General features: G+C 51.5%; 19 protein-coding genes. 9 read left to right on the top strand and 10 right to left on the bottom strand.

The window, feature by feature from the left end:
* Positions 1 to 202: 202 nt before the first annotated feature.
* Positions 203 to 664, bottom strand: coding sequence for an RES family NAD+ phosphorylase (locus tag HHO50_RS12765; protein WP_181306439.1), 462 nt, complete (start codon positions 662 to 664; stop codon positions 203 to 205).
* Entirely contained in the window at positions 661 to 1,089 is a 429-nt protein-coding gene (locus tag HHO50_RS12760) for an antitoxin Xre/MbcA/ParS toxin-binding domain-containing protein (RefSeq protein ID WP_181306438.1), read from the bottom strand. The genes HHO50_RS12765 and HHO50_RS12760 overlap by 4 nt, the downstream gene beginning before the upstream one ends.
* Positions 1,090 to 1,326: 237 nt before the next feature.
* Between HHO50_RS12760 and HHO50_RS12755 the strand changes: the two genes are divergently transcribed.
* Positions 1,327 to 2,589 carry a dicarboxylate/amino acid:cation symporter gene (locus HHO50_RS12755; RefSeq protein WP_181306437.1) on the top strand — a complete coding sequence of 421 codons (1,263 nt, stop codon included), beginning with the start codon at positions 1,327 to 1,329 and terminating at the stop codon, positions 2,587 to 2,589.
* A gap of 42 nt (positions 2,590 to 2,631) precedes the next feature.
* Here the strand turns inward: HHO50_RS12755 and HHO50_RS12750 are convergent, their stop codons facing one another.
* On the bottom strand, positions 2,632 to 2,997 hold the full coding sequence (locus HHO50_RS12750) for a helix-turn-helix domain-containing protein (RefSeq protein ID WP_181306436.1): 366 nt from the start codon (positions 2,995 to 2,997) through the stop codon (positions 2,632 to 2,634).
* Between the two features lie 119 nt (positions 2,998 to 3,116).
* Here HHO50_RS12750 and HHO50_RS12745 point away from each other — a divergent pair, with 119 nt between their 5' ends.
* Positions 3,117 to 3,749 (top strand): nitroreductase family protein, encoded by a 633-nt coding sequence (locus HHO50_RS12745; RefSeq protein WP_181306435.1) that lies wholly within the window; start codon positions 3,117 to 3,119, stop codon positions 3,747 to 3,749.
* Between the two features lie 105 nt (positions 3,750 to 3,854).
* Positions 3,855 to 4,805, top strand: coding sequence for an aldo/keto reductase (locus HHO50_RS12740; protein ID WP_181306434.1), 951 nt, complete (start codon positions 3,855 to 3,857; stop codon positions 4,803 to 4,805).
* Positions 4,806 to 5,297: 492 nt separating this feature from the next.
* On the opposite strand, the gene HHO50_RS12735 is transcribed toward HHO50_RS12740, so the two are convergent.
* Positions 5,298 to 5,783, bottom strand: coding sequence for an NUDIX hydrolase (locus tag HHO50_RS12735; protein ID WP_181306433.1), 486 nt, complete (start codon positions 5,781 to 5,783; stop codon positions 5,298 to 5,300).
* A 38-nt stretch (positions 5,784 to 5,821) separates the two neighbouring features.
* On the opposite strand from HHO50_RS12735, the gene HHO50_RS12730 reads away from it, so the two are divergent.
* From HHO50_RS12730 to HHO50_RS12715, 4 genes are read left to right on the top strand one after another with little or no spacing between them, the layout of a single operon-like run.
* Positions 5,822 to 6,250, top strand: coding sequence for a PaaI family thioesterase (locus HHO50_RS12730; protein ID WP_181306432.1), 429 nt, complete (start codon positions 5,822 to 5,824; stop codon positions 6,248 to 6,250).
* A 29-nt stretch (positions 6,251 to 6,279) separates the two neighbouring features.
* Positions 6,280 to 7,707, top strand: a complete 1,428-nt coding sequence (locus HHO50_RS12725; protein WP_181306431.1) for an ATP-dependent RecD-like DNA helicase — start codon at positions 6,280 to 6,282, stop codon at positions 7,705 to 7,707.
* A 7-nt stretch (positions 7,708 to 7,714) separates the two neighbouring features.
* Positions 7,715 to 8,317 (top strand): hypothetical protein, encoded by a 603-nt coding sequence (locus tag HHO50_RS12720; RefSeq protein WP_181306430.1) that lies wholly within the window; start codon positions 7,715 to 7,717, stop codon positions 8,315 to 8,317.
* Positions 8,318 to 8,370: 53 nt separating this feature from the next.
* Positions 8,371 to 8,817: a DUF1573 domain-containing protein gene (locus tag HHO50_RS12715; protein ID WP_181306429.1), complete on the top strand. Its 447-nt coding sequence runs from the start codon at positions 8,371 to 8,373 to the stop codon at positions 8,815 to 8,817.
* A gap of 721 nt (positions 8,818 to 9,538) precedes the next feature.
* On the opposite strand, the gene HHO50_RS12710 is transcribed toward HHO50_RS12715, so the two are convergent.
* The 5 genes from HHO50_RS12710 to HHO50_RS12690 form a co-directional block, all read right to left on the bottom strand.
* A complete protein-coding gene (locus tag HHO50_RS12710; RefSeq protein ID WP_181306428.1) occupies positions 9,539 to 9,922 on the bottom strand; it encodes a DUF423 domain-containing protein in 384 nt (127 codons plus the stop codon).
* A 21-nt stretch (positions 9,923 to 9,943) separates the two neighbouring features.
* Positions 9,944 to 10,627, bottom strand: coding sequence for a YggS family pyridoxal phosphate-dependent enzyme (locus HHO50_RS12705; protein ID WP_181306427.1), 684 nt, complete (start codon positions 10,625 to 10,627; stop codon positions 9,944 to 9,946).
* 240 nt (positions 10,628 to 10,867) lie between these two features.
* Complete coding sequence (locus tag HHO50_RS12700) at positions 10,868 to 11,917, bottom strand: VWA domain-containing protein (RefSeq protein ID WP_181306426.1); 1,050 nt, start codon at positions 11,915 to 11,917, stop codon at positions 10,868 to 10,870.
* Positions 11,898 to 12,827 (bottom strand): hypothetical protein, encoded by a 930-nt coding sequence (locus HHO50_RS12695; RefSeq protein WP_181306425.1) that lies wholly within the window; start codon positions 12,825 to 12,827, stop codon positions 11,898 to 11,900. Before HHO50_RS12695 ends, HHO50_RS12700 begins: the two co-directional genes overlap by 20 nt.
* A 117-nt stretch (positions 12,828 to 12,944) precedes the next feature.
* Positions 12,945 to 13,826, bottom strand: a complete 882-nt coding sequence (locus tag HHO50_RS12690; RefSeq protein ID WP_181306424.1) for a DUF58 domain-containing protein — start codon at positions 13,824 to 13,826, stop codon at positions 12,945 to 12,947.
* A gap of 52 nt (positions 13,827 to 13,878) precedes the next feature.
* Between HHO50_RS12690 and HHO50_RS12685 the strand changes: the two genes are divergently transcribed.
* Positions 13,879 to 14,352: a DUF4296 domain-containing protein gene (locus tag HHO50_RS12685; RefSeq protein WP_181306423.1), complete on the top strand. Its 474-nt coding sequence runs from the start codon at positions 13,879 to 13,881 to the stop codon at positions 14,350 to 14,352.
* On the opposite strand, the gene HHO50_RS12680 is transcribed toward HHO50_RS12685, so the two are convergent.
* On the bottom strand, positions 14,345 to 14,683 hold the full coding sequence (locus HHO50_RS12680) for a tRNA-binding protein (RefSeq protein ID WP_181306422.1): 339 nt from the start codon (positions 14,681 to 14,683) through the stop codon (positions 14,345 to 14,347). The two genes, HHO50_RS12685 and HHO50_RS12680, sit on opposite strands and share 8 nt — an antisense overlap.
* Before the next feature lie 139 nt (positions 14,684 to 14,822).
* On the opposite strand from HHO50_RS12680, the gene HHO50_RS12675 reads away from it, so the two are divergent.
* Positions 14,823 to 16,361, top strand: coding sequence for an FAD-dependent oxidoreductase (locus HHO50_RS12675; protein WP_181306421.1), 1,539 nt, complete (start codon positions 14,823 to 14,825; stop codon positions 16,359 to 16,361).
* Positions 16,362 to 16,605: the final 244 nt, after the last annotated feature.

The raw sequence follows: 16,605 nt of genomic DNA, 5'->3' as shown, positions 1-16,605 counted from the left end.
ATTTTTCCGCTTCTGCTATTCGGGCTGATTCTTTTTCTAAAAATCCGACAGAGCGGCTCTTCATGTTTTAAATTTTGGCTAACTATCTTACATACGTCAACTTACGCTTATCGGCACTATCTGCGTAATCCCTCCACCTGTTTACTATTCCTAAAAGCTTCCCCATGCCCAAGATAGAGAATACCCTTCCTGCGCCCAACTATTACTTCACAAACAAACGCTCATCAAAGGGGAAGGGCTCAGTATCCAGCAGCGTGATTTGCCCAAATAGGGGATGGCGCGGGTTGAACAGGTAATTATGGTCACCGTGCACGACCGCCGAGGGGACTTTCATCCCTACCAGACGGCCTTCCTGCACAAAAGCATCGCCAATAAGCTGGGTGACATTGGGGTGGGGAAAAGACTTCCAGTCAGCGGGAAGTTGATGGACGAGTACCTCGCCGAGCAGGAGGTCATCCGGTACTTCCAGGGTGATAAGCCAATAGTCTACGGGCACAATGCCCAGGGGGGTGTGCACGGCAATCTCGGTGGTGCAAAGGGCGCGCGATTCACAGGTGTAGAGCAGGGCGATGCCTTTGCTGTTCCAGCGTCCGCCTGCCAGTTCGGCCCCGCGGCCGGAGAGGTCGTTTTTGTAGAGGCCTTTGCTCAGGCGGTACACCATCATGCCAAGACACCGTGTTCAATACGCGTGAGCTCGTCTTTCAGTAAACTGATGCCGAAGGTAGTGTCCAACAAGCTTTTAGGGGTAATGCCGCCCAAGGCCACATTCTTCGCCTCTAGCCAGGCATTGAAACTCTCCTGGTTGCCAAACACCTCAATGCCGCGCTTGTACAGCAAGGTCACCTCCAGTATTCTCTCAGAGTGGATAGGGTCAAAGGTCTTCTTTTCCTTTTTATACCGCTGAATGGTGCGCTCAGACAGATGCAGAAACACCGACCATTCACTTAGGTTGAACGGGCTCTGACTCGCAATCTTCACAAAAAGCGGATATTTGATTCCCTGCCTCACCGTCTGCACCAGCAACAAGATATCACGATCATCAACTAAGCTGTTGGATAAATTGTTTTCAAGGTTCAGTGCTGCAGCCATAGGGAAAAGAGTTAAGGTAAAGGTAACAATTGTCTTTATATAAACGACAATTGTCGTAAATAAGTTTGCTTTGGCTCAAGTTCTCACCGGGTGCCGAAGAAAGAATACAAGAAAAGGCCATTTCGTTTTCGGGCCGTTTTTTAGAAACAAGCTTAAAACTGAGAGTTAGTGTATGGCTACTTTTGCTCCTTGACGCAAATCTGCTTATTCTTGCCTTTTGCATAAACGCCAGCGTACATGATCCGCAAGAAACCTCTCTACAAAAGCCTCTATTTTCAGGTAATCACCGCTATCGCCATTGGGGTGCTGTTAGGCCATTTCATGCCAGGCCTGGCGGTGCAGCTGAAACCCATGGGCGATGCCTTCATCAAGCTGGTGAAGATGATGATTGGCCCGGTGGTGTTCTGTACCATTGTCACCGGTATTGCCGGTATGCAGGACATGAAACAGGTGGGCCGGGTAGGAGTGAAGGCGTTGCTGTATTTTGAGGTGCTCACCACGGTGGCCTTGCTCTTGGGTTTGTTGGTGGTGAACCTGCTTCAGCCTGGGGTGGGCATGCACGTAGACGCCGCCAGCCTGGATACCGATGCCCTTTCTGCCATGACCAGCGCCGGTGAAAAACCCGAGAACACCGGGGCGCTGGGCTTTTTCATGCACCTCATCCCCAATAACATCATTGACGCTCTGGCCAAAGGCGACTTGCTGCAGATTCTGTTCTTCTCGGTGCTGTTTGGCTTTGGTTTGTCAAAAATAGGCGAGAAAGGGAGGCCTGTTTACATCGCCATCCAGTCCATTTCCAATGCTTTGTTCGCCGTCATCCACATCATCATGAAAGTGGCGCCCTTGGGCGCGTTGGGAGCCATGGCCTACACCGTTGGCCGCTATGGGTTGGCGTCTTTGGGAGCGTTGGGGCAGTTGATGGGTTCTTTCTACCTGACCTGCCTGGTCTTTATAGTAGTCGTGCTGGGCGCCGTCATGAAACTAATAGGCTTCAATATCTTTAAGCTGTTGCGCTACATAAGGGAAGAGTTGCTAATTGTGCTGGGAACCTCATCTTCTGAGGCGGCACTGCCCAACTTGATCGAGAAACTGGAGCGGATAGGGTGCTCTAAACCCGTGGTGGGGCTGGTAGTGCCCACCGGCTACTCCTTTAACCTGGACGGAACCTCCATTTACCTCACCATGGCCGCCGTGTTCGTGGCGCAGGCTACGGATACGCCCCTTGATTTCGGACACCAACTGACCTTGCTGCTGGTGCTGCTGCTTACCTCCAAAGGCGCCGCCGGAGTGACGGGGAGTGGGTTTATCACGCTGGCCGCCACGTTGCCGGCTGTGGGCAACATTCCCGTGGCGGGGCTGGCGCTAATCTTGGGCATAGACCGGTTCATGAGTGAGGCGCGCGCGCTTACCAACCTCATCGGCAACGCCGTGGCCACCATCTTCGTCTCTAAATGGGAGAAGGAGATAGATATGGAGCAAGCCAAAAAGCTGATTGGGTAAAGCGTTTTGGGGCTGTTTTCCAGAAAACAGCCCCCAAACGCTTTATACCTCCTCTGGGTGGTAGATGATCTTGTCGCGGTGCTTCATGCCCCAGTCGCGCAGTTCATTGATGACAGGGGTGAGGCTATGGCCGTATTCGGTGATAGAGTATTCCACGGTGACCGGGGAGGTGTCATGCACAGTGCGTTTCACCAGTTTATTCACTTCCAGCTCTTTCAGTTCTTTGGAGAGCATTTTGGCGGTAATGCCCTGCACATCGCGGTGCAGTTCTTTAAAGCGCCTTTTGTGCACGCAAAGGGCCACAATGATCGGAATCTTCCATTTTCCGCTTAGGATGTCCAGCGCATCTCTGATGGGCAGGATGTGGGTGATGCACAGATTGCGTTCGGTTCTGATAACTGCTTCCATATCAAATTGCTTTCGTGGGGGATACCAGTATAGAAAGGTAAACCAGTATCTATTTGAAACCAAAGGTACGTAAATTTGTTTATACAACTATAGTACAGACATATATTTTAGCCAAACCGATGAACTTACTTCAGGACTTGAACTGGCGCTACGCCACCAAACGCATGACGGGGGAGAAGATCCCGCAGGAGAAATTGGAGACCATTCTGGAGGCCATTCGGCTTTCGGCCTCTTCCATGGGCTTCCAGCCTTACAACGTGGTGGTGGTGGAAAACCCCGAAGTACGGAAACAGATTCAGGCTGTGGCCTATAACCAACCGCAGATTGTAGAGTCTTCGCATCTGCTCATTTTTGCAGTCTGGGACACCTTAACCGAGGAGCAGGTTGCCGCCTACATGAACCAGATTGCGGCCGAAAGGGGAGTAGGAATTGAAACATTGGCTGGTTTTGCGGACAGTATCAACAACATGATCAAAAACAGGACTCCTGAGGAGAATTTCCACTGGTCGGCAAAACAAGCATACATTGCGTTAGGTACCGGGCTAGTAGCAGCTTCTACGGAGCAGGTAGATGCCACGCCTATGGAAGGGTTTAACCCAACGGCTTTGGATGAACTCTTGGATTTACGCGCCAAAGGGCTGCGGAGTGTGGCGCTGCTGGCATTAGGCTACCGCGATGAAAAAAAAGACGTACTGGCCTCGGCCAAGAAGGTACGCCGCCCGGCCAAAGAATTTTTCGTGAACGTAGTGTAACTAATCTCCCCAGAAAGAGAATAACCATACAGAAACCCGCTGAATAGCCCATCTCCTGGTCTCAGCGGGTTTTCCATTGAGAACTAACATATCCATCCCATTACTATGAAAAAGCGCACCCTTGGAAAATCTGGGCTGGAAGTAGCCCCCCTGGCTTTCGGCGGAAACGTCTTCGGCTGGACGATTGACGAGAAAACTTCTTTTGAACTGCTGGATGCCTTCACCCAGGCTGGCTTCAACCTGATTGACACCGCCGATTCTTACTCCCTTTGGGTACCCGGCAACAAAGGTGGTGAGTCAGAGACCATTATCGGCAAGTGGCTCAAGTCCCGCGGCAACCGAGATAAGGTGGTGATCGCTACCAAAGTGGGTTCAGAAATCACGCCAGCGCGGAAAGGCTTGAACAAAAACCACATCCTTACATCCGTAGAGGAGTCCCTGCGCCGTCTGCAAACGGATTACCTAGATCTGTACCAGTCCCACTATGACGATGAAAAAACTCCGCTGGAAGAAACACTGGAGGCGTACCACCAACTGGTGCAGGCTGGAAAGGTTCGGGCCATAGGTGCCTCTAACTTTACCGTAGACCGTCTGCGGCAGTCATTGGAAATTAGTAAACAGCATAACTTCCCCGTTTACCAAAGCCTGCAGCCGGAATACAACCTCTACAGCCGCCAGGAATTTGAGGCCGACTTGGAGCAGCTGTGTCTACAGGAGGGAATTGGCGTCATTAACTATTTTGCCCTGGCCAGCGGTTTCCTGACTGGGAAGTACCGTTCAGAGGCAGACTTAAACAAAAGCCAGCGGGGCGGCGGCATCAAGAAATACCTGAATGAACGCGGTTTCCGTATTCTGTCTGCCCTGGATGAGATAGCAGCGAAACACAACGTAAACCCGGCGCAGATCTCTCTGGCCTGGCTCATGGCCCGCCCCAGCATCACGGCCCCCATCGCCAGCGCCACCAACTTGGAGCAGTTGGGTGACTTAATCAAAGCAGCACAGCTTGAACTTAGCCAAGACGATATTTCGGCGTTAGATCAAGCCAGTGCTTACTGAGGTTAGAGCATAACTCATTTGGCAAATTCCCTTTTCACTGTTTTAGGGCTGTTTTTGGTAAAACAGCCCTAAAACAGAAACAGAGGTATCATTCATTGATGTTACGTACTCCTGCTGGTGGTTTCCGGCGAGTAATTTTTTTATTGGCTCACCCTTCCTGTACTACTGCTTGCTCCAAAAGACCTCGTAGCGTCTTTAGACCTGTGCGCGTCTATGCACAACGATGTTCCGTACCCACCAGTGGTTCCCGGCGAGTCTGGAGACTCGCTTCATCCCAGGTCACGTGACTGGAGTCTCGCGCCGGTAATCTCTAAACCTGTGAGGTCTTAAAGACCTCACAGGTTTTTGCGTTTTGGGCCCGTTTTCCGAAAAACAGCCCCAAAACGCCACCGCAACAACGCCAATGGGGCTGGCAGAAAAAGCTATGGTTTGCGAAAGAGGGCGTGCTCATCGCTCTCTATCGCTATTCTACAGCATCAACTGCGGTAGGCATTAGTCCAGAAAAACCTGCCTGGGAATAAACAAGTCATCTAAGTTGACCAGGGCGTGAAGGACGGGGTGCAGTTCCTCACGCTGGAGCGTAAACATATCCCTTATGCTGAGAAACTTTACCTCTTCCAGAAGCTGGGCGTGGGGGGCATGCTCCGGATCTGAGCCTAAGGCCAAAGTGCCTTTCACCAGTTTCACCTCAAAGAAAAGCTCAATGGCGTGGAGCGGAGGGCGTAAAAACTCGTTCAGGTACAGGAACCTGCTTACTTCCACGTCCAACCCGGTTTCTTCCCTGAACTCACGGACAAGGCACTCTTTCACTTTCTCGTTGAAGTTCAGTCCGCCGCCGGGCGGCATCCAAAAATTGCCTTCGCCAAAAGCGGCCTTGTGGCGGGCCAATAGTAATTTATCTTCTTGTACCAAAAGGCCGCAAACTCTGATTCTGGCTTTAGAGGCGTATGGTTCCGCAAGCGGATGAATGTTCTCCATAGGTTGTAGGGCAGGGTGTCAGGCAGTACTTTTGTCAAATGTTAAAGACGTTCAATCCTGATTTCAAAAATACGGTAAAAGAGAAACTACAGCGGCAATTTTACATGCAATTGCTGGGTTTTGAAATAGAAACCGTAGAAATAGGCTTAATTGAGGGCAAATTAACCCTGGAAGAAAAGCACAAGCAGCACAAAGGCTTCGCCCACGGGGGCGTGATTGCCACCCTCGCCGATATTGTCATGGGCTTTGCGGCCGTTACCCTGGTGCCTGCTGATCAACACGTAGTCACTTCCAACCTCACTATTTCCTATTTGAACCCGGGGGTGGGTGACGCGCTTTTTGCCAAAGGCTGGGTCTTGAAACAGGGCAGGAAGTTGAACTTTTGTGAGGCAGAAATCTTTAGCATAGATGGGCCAGGCGAGAGAAAACTCATCGCGAAGGCCTCGGCTACCATGGCTACTATCTAACCAGAGGCTGCACTACTCCAACACAAAACATGACTCCAGCAGAAGCGCTCCGCAAGAATTTTCCGTTTGAACCCACCCAAGACCAGGCCAAGCTGTTCCAGAAGCTAGACCATTTCATTATGCGCCGCACTGGTTTGAAAGAAGTGTTCCTGCTGAAGGGTTTTGCGGGTACGGGTAAAACCACGGTGGTGAGCGCGTTGGTGAAAATACTGAATAGCTTCGGCTATAAATATGTGCTGCTGGCGCCTACCGGTAGGGCCGCCAAGGTCATGTCCATGTATTCGGCCAAACCGGCCTCTACCATCCATAAGAAAATCTACCGGCAGACCTCTAACCCCTATTCAGAAGGATTGGCTTTTTCGCGGCAGCCCAACAAGAGCGAGCAGGTCATCTACATAGTGGATGAGGCCTCCATGATCTCAGACGACAAGGCGTTTGGCGATAGCGGGCTGTTGCAGGATATGTTGGGCTACGTGTTTGAGCGGCCCAGCAACAAACTGCTGCTCATTGGTGATACCGCCCAGTTGCCACCCGTGAACCAGACCATCAGTCCGTCTTTGGATGCCGCTTACCTGCAGAGTAACTTCAACTGCCACGTGCACGAGATGGAGATGCGCCAGGTAATGCGGCAGGCCGAGGAATCTGGCATTCTCATGAACGCCACCCGCCTCCGGAACGAACTACTCAAAGAGCAGCCGGTGCTAGCCTTCAAGACGCGTGGTTTTAGGGACATTTTCTCTATGCGGGGCGATAAACTGGAAGACGGGCTACGCTACGCCTATGACAAGTTCGGGATTGACAACACCACGGTGATCTGTAGGTCTAACAAGACCGCTAACCTGTACAACCAGCACATCAGGCGGCAGATCTTCTTCGCCGAGGACGAGATTGGGGTAGGCGACTACCTCATGGTAGTGCGCAACAACTACACCTGGCTGCCCAAAGAATCCAGCATCGGGTTTATGGCCAACGGCGATTTCGTGGAGATCACCAAGATCATCCGCTATGAAGAGATGTACGGCATGCGCTTCGCGGATGTCCGGATCAGGTTCGTGGATTACCCCAACGAGGAAGAGCTGGACACCAAGATCATGCTGGACACCCTGTACTCAGAGGCGCCCGCCCTGCCCGCCGACAAAAACAAAGAGCTGTACCAGCAAGTATTGGAGGATTACCAGCACATTGCCAATAAACGGGCCCGGGCGCAAGAGATGCGGCAGGACAAATACCTGAATGCCTTGCAAGTGAAATTTGCCTACGCGCTCACTTGCCACAAAGCCCAGGGCGGTCAGTGGCAAGCGGTTTTCGTAGACCATGGTTTTCTGAAGGAAGATCTGGTAAGCCAGGAGTTCGCCCGTTGGTTGTATACGGCGGCCACCCGGGCCTCAGAACAGCTTTTCCTGGTAAACTTCAACGAGAAACTGCTGGAGAACGCCCCAGAACATGTGGAAGAGTAAGCAGCTTATGAAGACAGATATCAACCCAGATTTAGGAGCAATAGCAGTAGACCCAAAGAGTGGGCAGGAGACTTTTACGTACAACAATCAAAAATTGAATTTCAATCTTCTTGATTTTTGGAGTTGGTCACAATCAGACCTACTGAGCAATTCGTTAAGGGGAGTACTTGCCGAATTTATTGTAAAGCAGGATGTAGGTCTCTCTAAAGATTGCAGGGTAGAGTGGGATGCTTGTGACTTAGTTACTGAATCTGGGTTGAAGATAGAAGTAAAGTCATCTGCATATCTTCAAAGCTGGAAACAAAGCGGATTATCTAAAATCTGCTTTGATATTGCCCCTACGTTTGGCTGGGATTACGCGCTCAATCAATATTCAGAAATCTGCGGTAGGCAATCAGACTTTTATGTATTTTGTCTGCTACATCACCAAGACAAAAGTACTGTTGATCCTGCTAATCTTGATCAGTGGACTTTTTATGTTCTCCCAACAAGAATATTGAATGAGCAGAAGATAGACCAAAAGAGCATTACATTAGGGGCACTCTTGAAGCTAAAACCGATAGAGTGTAAATTTGGGAGGATAAAGGAAACAATTGATAGTTTTAAGTAGCAGGACAAAATAGATAAGTATTCCTGTTCAATCACTTAGTTAGAAAAGACAAGATGAAAAAGTTAGTACTTGGGGCTTTGTTTCTGGTGTTTGGCGGTACTGCCGCCATGGCGCAGGCCACCACGGCCACGCAGGCCACCGTTCCCGTTGCACCCATCGTTGCTCCGGCCCCGGCACCAGTGGGGCCGTCCATTCAGTTTGAGGAACAGAGATTTGACTTTGGTGATATCAAGTCCGGAGACGTGGTGGAGCATACCTTCAAGTTCACCAACAACGGCACCTTGCCTTTGATCATCTCCAACGTACGCACCACCTGCGGCTGCACCGCCACCGACTTCCCGAAGGCTCCGGTTATGCCCGGCGAAACAGCTTCCATCACCGCTAAATTTGACAGCGCGGGTAAGCGTGGGAAGCAAAACAAAGTCATTACCGTTGAGTCAAATGCCATACAAGGCAATGCGCAGGTCATGATTGTGACCACAATTGCCGCGGCTAACTAGCGTTTTTGTTGTGTTTTGGCCAAAACACAACAAAAACGCCTCTCTTGCAATGGCCGGAGAGGCGTTTTTGTTGTGATTATACTCTTAGGAGATGGTGGGGCGCCAAAACCCACCCCAACCCCTCTGAGGAGGGGAATATGCCTTTGCAGAAGAAAGGAATGCGCGGTAGAGTCTTTTCCAGCTGTTCGGGAGTTCTACTCCCGAACCTGCCTGCTGCGGAGTTCCACTCCGCCGGGAGCCACGGGCAAAAGAAGGGGAGTGGAACTCCCCGACCGAGTGCTTTCGGAGTGGAACTCCGAAAGAGCGATTACTTACAGTCTGATTCTTTAGAATTCTCAGAATATAATTAACGCTCATTTTTCCCTGCAAGATTAGCCAAGGAGAGGAGAATATGCCTTTGTTGGGGAATAAAGGTAATGCAACCAATAACCGTTACACGGATTTACTACTTTCCCCTTTCCAGTCTTCCCCGAGCGCGCCTCGCTTTTGGCCCTAGACAGACATTAGCTAAGAGAAGAGAACTTCCCAGGCCGAAAGGGCAGTGCGAGAGGGGAAGACGGGGCCTCGCGGCCGTGAGCGCATACCGGAACAGATGAAACAATACAGCACTTGCACCCACGCCAAAAGCGGACAAGCCAAGGCAACAGCAGAAGGCGTGCACCTACCAATCTCCCTAAAGAAGCCGCTTAACCAACCAAATTAGAGTAGTAAGGAAGAGGAATTAAGGCTGATTTTTCACCAAAGCCCACACCAGATTCAGCCAACCGCCAATCAAGAACAGGCCGCCAATGGGAGTGATGGCACCCATCCACTTAATGCCCGTGAGGCAAAGGATGTACAAGGAGCCGGAAAAGATAAGGATACCTATGAGAAAGCAGAGACCAGAAAGGCGCATGCCAGTAGCCGCCGGGAACTGCGTCATCAAGATGCCCACCAGCAGCAAGCCCAGGGCATGGTACATCTGGTACTTCACAGCCGTCTCAAACGTTTCAGTGCGGCCGGTTTCGGTGAGCAGTTTGGCTAAGCCATGCGCCCCGAAGGCTCCAATCATCACGCCCAATCCGCTTAACAAGGCACCAAGGATTAATATCGTTTTAATGGTCATTTTTGAAAATCAGGTTAAAAGTTATGGTGTCACTGAATAGTCTCGGTGACCAAAGATAGCACTGCCCACCCTAATCATGGTACTGCCCTCGGCAATAGCTAGTCTGTAATCTGAGCTCATGCCCATGGAAATTTCCTTGAAATGAGGGGCATCCTTGAAAAATTCCTGTTGCAATGCCTCAAAGTAACCACGCAGGCGGGCGAATTCCCGTTGCAGGTGTTGCTCATCTTCGGTATTGGTCGCCACACCCATGACCCCGCAAATGCGTACATTATTTAGAACGGCGAAATCCTCTGAACGAAGAATTTGCCTGGCTTCTTCCAAATCCAGGCCGAATTTGGTTTCCTCCTCGGCAATGTAGAACTGCAACAGGCAATCAATGACGCGGTGGTGTTTTTGGGCTTGTTTGTTGATTTCCTGCAACAAACGCAAACTGTCTACCGACTGGATGAGGCGTACAAACGGTGCAATGTATTTTACCTTGTTGGTTTGCAGGTGCCCGATCATGTGCCACTCCACATCTGACGGAAGCTGCGGTTGTTTGTCCTTCATTTCCTGCGCCTTGTTTTCGCCGAAGGCCCGCTGTCCGCCATCGTAGGCTTCCTGGATCAGTTCTACAGGATGGGTTTTAGAAACGGCAATCAACTGGCAGTTAGTCCCGTGCAACCGTCTCTGGAAATCCTGGATGTTCTCTTGAATTGTCATGATAAGTAATTAGACAGAAATAACTATATCTTCTCCTCTCTGTATCCTCCTGAAAGGATCTTGTGGGCGAACTGGCAATGGCGTTATTTACAGCTTTGCCAGTTCGCCCACAAGATCCTTTCAAGAAGACAAAATAGATTTTTAATTTGTCCTGCTACTTAGCAAAAGAAAAAGTAGGCAAGCCTTATTAAACTGACAACTAACAACTAAAAACTGATAACTAACAACCAGCAACCAAACTCAGTCTTCTAACGCATTGGTGAAAAAGGTGTTCTTGAGCAAGAGCCACAGCAACAGCAGCACCAGGGCCCAGCGCAAATATATCTGGTAATAATCTTTGGTATCGCGGTAGCGGGTTTCTTTTATCTCGGTTTTCTCCAGGCTGTTGATGCGCTGGAAGATCTGCGAAAGGGCATTGGCATCCTGCGCCCGAAAGAACTGCCCCTCAGACAAAGAAGCCAACTGCCGCAGTGTTTTCTCTTCCAGGCCGGTTTGGATGGACGCCATCTGGCCTGTGGAGTCAGCCTCCAGCAAGACGGTTCCCTCGCGCCCAATGCCCACGGTGTACAGCTTTAAATGGAAGGCGTGCGCCAACTGAGCCGCTAGTTCAGGGTCTAAGCTTCCGGCGGTATTCTCGCCGTCACTGATCAGAATGCAGACCTTTGACTTGGCTTTGGAATCGCGCAGCCGGTTAATGGCTACGGCCAGCGCGCTGCCAATGGCGGTGCCGTCTTCAGAAACCATCCCCAGTTGAATGTTTCTGATGCTTTCCCGTATCATCTCGTAATCGGTGGTGAGTGGGGCCAGGGAAAAGGCGCGGCCGGCAAAAACCACCAACCCAATTCTGTCCTGCACCCGGCCGTTCACAAACTGCAGGGCCACTTCCTTGGCGGCTTCCAGCCGATTGGGGAGAAAATCCGTCAATTCCATGGAGCCCGATACGTCCATGACCAGCACAATGTCAATGCCCTCGGCGGAGAGTTCTACGGTTTCATCGGTCTTCTGGGGCCGGGCCAGGGCCACCAACACCAGCATCAGGAACAGCCCGAACACCACGTCTGGAACGTAGCGCAGAATGCTAGTCCAGTGCCAGGTGACATCTCCCGCAAACAGCGCCACGTCCATTTTCTTCCGGAACCGCACGTGCAAAAGCCAGCGCAGCAGAAACAGCAGCGGCACGCCCAGGAGCGCGTACAGAAACCCAGGGTTGGCCCATTCAAATGACTGCCAGGTTTGCCACGAGAACCAGCTCAGGTTCAGCCAGGAGAAATCAGCGGGTGTTTGCCACATGGCGCAGGGAGTCTCTGATTAAAACATAACGGTTCGCGGCGAAATCGGCTAATTGGTTCAGAGAGTCGGTTTCCTCGCTTTCATTCTCTGAGATAATATTGCCGTAGATGGCGCGGTCACACACTTTAAGGGCATTGCTCACCCGTTCGTCTTCTTCATAATAGGAAACAATCTCTTTGGTGGTAAACGAGTTAATGGCGGTGTCTTCCAGCTTGGTTAAGTAGTTCTTCCATAAGATAATGGCGCGTTCTAGTTGATCTAAGGTTTTACCCCGCAGAAAACGCTCTTTGGACGTCTGGAACCGGGACTGGAACTGCGCTTGGTCTTTCTGGAGCACGTACAGTTTGTACCGCAAGTTAATGCCTTTCCCAAACAAGCCCCAGACGCCGCCAATGAGAATAGCGGCCGCCACGGCCCCCATGAGCCAGTACAAGTAATTGAATTGCTCCGGAACCGGTTGCAGGTGCGTGGTAGATTGAAGCGGAAGCGGGTCTTTTACCAGTGCTACGTTTTGGATCAGGAACACGGTATCACGGGCCGTTGTGAGGTGCAGGGTATCGCCGTTATGGAACAGTTGGGCCGTCAATTGCAGCGTCTGCACCGGTTTCAGGCTGAAGGTGCGCAGCGTGTAGAGTGTGCTGTCTGTGCTGATGCCCTGCACGGTGCGGGTGGGGTAGAAGTCTTTCCTGACCACTTCAAAAGGAGAGAACCCCGCCGAGGTGTCGGGGAAAACCACTTCGGCCTGGGGGGCGTGCCTGGAAAGCAGCACGTATTTCACAGATTGGCCTATTTCCACAGAATCGCGCAGGAAAAATCCCTCCACCGTAATGGCCGGGAATTGGGCTTGGCAGACAAAGGGAAACAGACAGCAGAAAAGCCAGCCTGTTCTTTTTATTAATGATGGAAGCAAATTCAATTCTAGGTTGTGAGCCAATCCAAAGGATCAGCTTCTTTTGTGTTTACTGATTATTGCTCTGTTTTGGGCTTGTTTTGGTAAAAGTAGGCCCAAAACGGAGAGAAGCTATGCTTAGGAACTCCGTTTCATGATCTTGTTGCGGGCCTTGAACAGATGCACCAACTGGGGCACATAATCCTGCTCCACAAAAATAGGAAGGAAATCGGCCTGGTATTGGCGGCACAGTTTCGCCAGCCTTTCCTGGTTCTGGGCGTAGGGGAGCAGGTACCGTTCCCTGAACTCCCTGGAAGACGTATTCACCCAGATGGTTTTGCCGGTTTCTTTGTCCTGCAGCGGAATAATACCCAGTTTTGGGAAATCAATCTCGCGTTTGTCCATGAGTTGCAGCACAATGAGGTCATGTTTTTTGGCCAGCATGATCAGTTCCCGCTCATAGTTGAGGTCAATAAAATCAGAGATCAGGATGATGATGCTTTTGCGCTTGACCACGTTCAGGCAGAGCTTGATACCGGCCCCAATGTTGGTTTTCAGGGATTGGGGCTGCAAGACCGCCAGCGTTTTGATGAGGCTGTAGGCGTGCTCGTTGCCTTTGCCGGGTTTCAGGTAGCGCTCTTTGCCGTCGCTGAAGCAGATCATGCCCAGTTGGCTGCCCTGTTCCAGCGCCGACAGGGCCAGAATGCCGCCAATCTCTTTGCCAATGTCCATCTTCTGCGCCCCCGGGGTACCCAAGGAGTGAGACCCGCTCACGTCTATCAGCAGGAAAACGTTCTGTTCTTTTTCTTCGCGGTAGGTCTTGACAAAGATACCGTGGCCCTTGGCCGATACGTTCCAGTCAATGGAACGCACATCGTCACCGTACTGGTAGGAGCGCACGTCATCGAACTCCAGGCCAGAGCTTTTGAAGACAGATTTGAAGTCGCCCTGCATCTGGGTGTCAATTGCCTTTCTAATCCGTATCTCGTACTTTCGTAGCTTCCTGACCAAGTCTTTCATGCCTGCTAAAGAGTTGCGCCCCGTTAAAATTACCCAAACTTACAACAACCGCGTGAAAAAACGTTTGTGCCTCCTGTTACTCCCGCTGGTGATGCTGGCCTGTACCCCTGAGCCCGCGAAGCCCGCCGATTTGATTTCTGAGGAGCAGATGACCAGGATCATGATAGACGTGCACCTCACCGAGGCGGCCATTGGCCGAACCATCCCCAACTATGACACGTCGCGGGTGGCGTACCGCGAGGCCCACAAACGTATCTTAAAACGCCATGCCGTCTCAGATAGTGCCTTCAAGCACAGCTACGACTTTTATCTCTCCAACCCCGCCCTGCTGGACAAGATCTATGAAGATGTTTTGGACAGCCTGAGTTTACGGGAGGCGAAGTTGACCGCCAAGGTGGCAGTGGCTGATTCTGTACAGGCTGCACCACCAGACACGGCAAAGACGGGGCTAACCAAATTCAGGAAAATGTCTTCGGCAGATACTCTGACCACCATACAAAGCAAAGTGAAAAGAATGATTAGATAAGCTTCTTGCCATTAGGCACTTGTGCCTGCGGCTGGGCTAAGACAATGTTCCCTTCCTCGTCTTCAAATCCCGTCACCAGAATCTCTGAAAGCCAGGGCCCTATCTGTTTGGCAGGGAAGTTGGTGACGCAGATCACTTGCTGTCCCACCACTTCTTCTAACGTATAGCGGCACGTAATCTGGGCGCTCGATTTTTTTATTCCCAGTTCCCCCAGGTCTACCCAGAGTTTATAGGCGGGTTTGCGCGCCTCAGGGAAAGCCTCAGCCCGCACAACGGTGCCAGCCCGTAGCTCTACGGCCGTGAACTGCTCCCAGGTGATTTTGTTTTCCATTGTTTTGGGCCTAAGATAAGGGCTCGGCCACAAAGGGGCAAATACGGTTGTGACTCCGTAGAAACCTCTGGAGCAAGGCCGCGTATCCAAAGAACCGGTTCTTGCAACGGAGCGGCTTTTATCCAGAAACCCACAGACTATGAAAAACAATACAGGTACCACTTTATCGGTTTGGCAGCCGGGCGTGGAGATGCCCCTAACCCCAACGCTTGACAGCAATATTTCCACGGATGTTTGTGTGGTGGGGGCGGGTATCTCTGGGCTGACCACCGCTTATTTACTCTGCAAGGAAGGAAAGAAAGTAGTTGTGCTGGACGCCGGTGAAATCTGCGGCGGGGAAACCAGCCGTACCACCGCGCACCTTTCCTGGGCCCTGGACGACCGTTTTTCTACGTTGATCAAGGTCTTCGGGAAAGCGCAGGCCCTGCTGGCCTATGAAAGCCACCGCGATGCCATCCATAAGATTGAGCAGATTGTCAGGGACGAAAACATCCAGTGCGATTTTGAATACGTGCCGGGTTACCTGTTTCTGGGGGCCACTGACACCGAGGATCAACTGGATCAGGAGCTGAACGCTTGCCGTGAATTGGGCATCAAAGACGTGGTGAAACTCAAACATGGCCCCTTGCTTAGCGTGAGCGAAGGCCCTTGTCTGGAATTCGCGCACCAGGCGCAGTTTCATCCCGTAAAATACCTGGCCGCTCTCAGTCGCTACATTCTGGAACACGGCGGGGAGATCTACACCAACAGCCACGTCCAAGAATTTGATACCGGCAGCGTGCACCGGGCCATAACAGATGCAGGTTTTGCTGTCACGGCCAATCATCTGGTGGTGTGTACCAATACGCCGGTGAATGACCAGGTGACCATGCACACCAAGCAGGCCCCGTACCGCACCTACGTGATTGGCGCGCGGGTGCCCACCGGCAGCGTGCCTACCGCCCTGTATTGGGACGATTCTGATCCTTACCATTATGTGCGTCTGGGCACGGTGGCCGGGGAAGAGAACCTTGACTCCCAGATTCTGATTGTGGGGGGCGAAGACCATAAAACCGGTCAAAGCAACGGCGATGAAAGCGAACGGTTTGCCTGCCTGGAAGACTGGACGCGCCAGAAATTCCCGATGGTGCAGGATGTGGTGTTCCGCTGGTCTGGTCAGGTGATGGAGCCCGTGGATTACATGGGATTCATTGGCCGTAACCCCGGCGACAGCAAGAGCGTCTACATCGCCACCGGCGACTCGGGCCACGGCATGACCCACGGCACCATTGCGGGCATTCTGATCTCGGATTTAATCTGTGCACGCGTCAACCCCTGGGAGATGCTGTATGACCCCGGCCGCGTGACCTTCTCCACCGATTCGGCCAAGGAATTCCTGAAAGAGAACTTGAACGTGGCCGGTCAGTACCTGGACTGGGTAAAACCGGGCCACAAAGAGGAGGAAGTGATTGCCCCCGGCACCGGCATGGTGGTGCAGAAAGGGGTAGGTAAAGTAGCCGTCTACTGTGATGCCCAAGGTGCCCGCCATGAATGTTCGGCGGTGTGTACGCACTTGGGGTGCGTTGTGCACTGGAACAACCTGGAGAACTCCTGGGATTGCCCCTGCCACGGCTCCCGCTTTGACCCCTACGGAAAAGTAGTGGCCGGCCCAGCACCCAGAGATTTGGAGAAGCTGTAGTTGTCAGTTGTTGGTTTTTAGTTGTTAGTAGCGTAGAATCAATTATCCTTTACAGGTGAAGAGCCTGGCAGAAACAACAACTGCCAGGCTCTACTATAATAAGTACTAAGACAAAAATAATTATTCCTTCTTATCTTTTGTCATCTTAGAAAGATCTTGGTAGCGAACGGCAATGGCGTTTATTTACAGCTTTTCTAGTTCGCCCACAAGATCCTTTCAGGATGACAAAGTAGATAGTTTAATT

The organism is Rufibacter sp. XAAS-G3-1 (assembly GCF_013623775.1).
Classification (GTDB): Bacteria; Bacteroidota; Bacteroidia; order Cytophagales; family Hymenobacteraceae; genus Nibribacter.
The sequence above is the reverse complement of the archived record's forward strand: the minus strand, read 5'-3'. Positions and strand labels throughout refer to the sequence as shown.

Bases quoted from the DNA above. Each gene is read 5' to 3' on its own strand.
- HHO50_RS12740 (WP_181306434.1), top strand. From the start codon at position 3,855: ATGAAAAAGCGCACCCTTGGAAAATCTGGGCTGGAAGTAGCCCCCCTG.
- HHO50_RS12715 (WP_181306429.1), top strand. From the start codon at position 8,371: ATGAAAAAGTTAGTACTTGGGGCTTTGTTTCTGGTGTTTGGCGGTACT.
- HHO50_RS12680 (WP_181306422.1), bottom strand. From the start codon at position 14,683: ATGGAAAACAAAATCACCTGGGAGCAGTTCACGGCCGTAGAGCTACGG.
- HHO50_RS12765 (WP_181306439.1), bottom strand. From the start codon at position 664: ATGATGGTGTACCGCCTGAGCAAAGGCCTCTACAAAAACGACCTCTCC.
- HHO50_RS12725 (WP_181306431.1), top strand. From the start codon at position 6,280: ATGACTCCAGCAGAAGCGCTCCGCAAGAATTTTCCGTTTGAACCCACC.
- HHO50_RS12750 (WP_181306436.1), bottom strand. From the start codon at position 2,997: ATGGAAGCAGTTATCAGAACCGAACGCAATCTGTGCATCACCCACATC.
- HHO50_RS12690 (WP_181306424.1), bottom strand. From the start codon at position 13,826: ATGAAAGACTTGGTCAGGAAGCTACGAAAGTACGAGATACGGATTAGA.
- HHO50_RS12705 (WP_181306427.1), bottom strand. From the start codon at position 10,627: ATGACAATTCAAGAGAACATCCAGGATTTCCAGAGACGGTTGCACGGG.
- HHO50_RS12745 (WP_181306435.1), top strand. From the start codon at position 3,117: ATGAACTTACTTCAGGACTTGAACTGGCGCTACGCCACCAAACGCATG.
- HHO50_RS12700 (WP_181306426.1), bottom strand. From the start codon at position 11,917: ATGTGGCAAACACCCGCTGATTTCTCCTGGCTGAACCTGAGCTGGTTC.
- HHO50_RS12760 (WP_181306438.1), bottom strand. From the start codon at position 1,089: ATGGCTGCAGCACTGAACCTTGAAAACAATTTATCCAACAGCTTAGTT.
- HHO50_RS12730 (WP_181306432.1), top strand. From the start codon at position 5,822: ATGTTAAAGACGTTCAATCCTGATTTCAAAAATACGGTAAAAGAGAAA.
- HHO50_RS12675 (WP_181306421.1), top strand. From the start codon at position 14,823: ATGAAAAACAATACAGGTACCACTTTATCGGTTTGGCAGCCGGGCGTG.
- HHO50_RS12755 (WP_181306437.1), top strand. From the start codon at position 1,327: ATGATCCGCAAGAAACCTCTCTACAAAAGCCTCTATTTTCAGGTAATC.
- HHO50_RS12735 (WP_181306433.1), bottom strand. From the start codon at position 5,783: ATGGAGAACATTCATCCGCTTGCGGAACCATACGCCTCTAAAGCCAGA.
- HHO50_RS12710 (WP_181306428.1), bottom strand. From the start codon at position 9,922: ATGACCATTAAAACGATATTAATCCTTGGTGCCTTGTTAAGCGGATTG.
- HHO50_RS12720 (WP_181306430.1), top strand. From the start codon at position 7,715: ATGAAGACAGATATCAACCCAGATTTAGGAGCAATAGCAGTAGACCCA.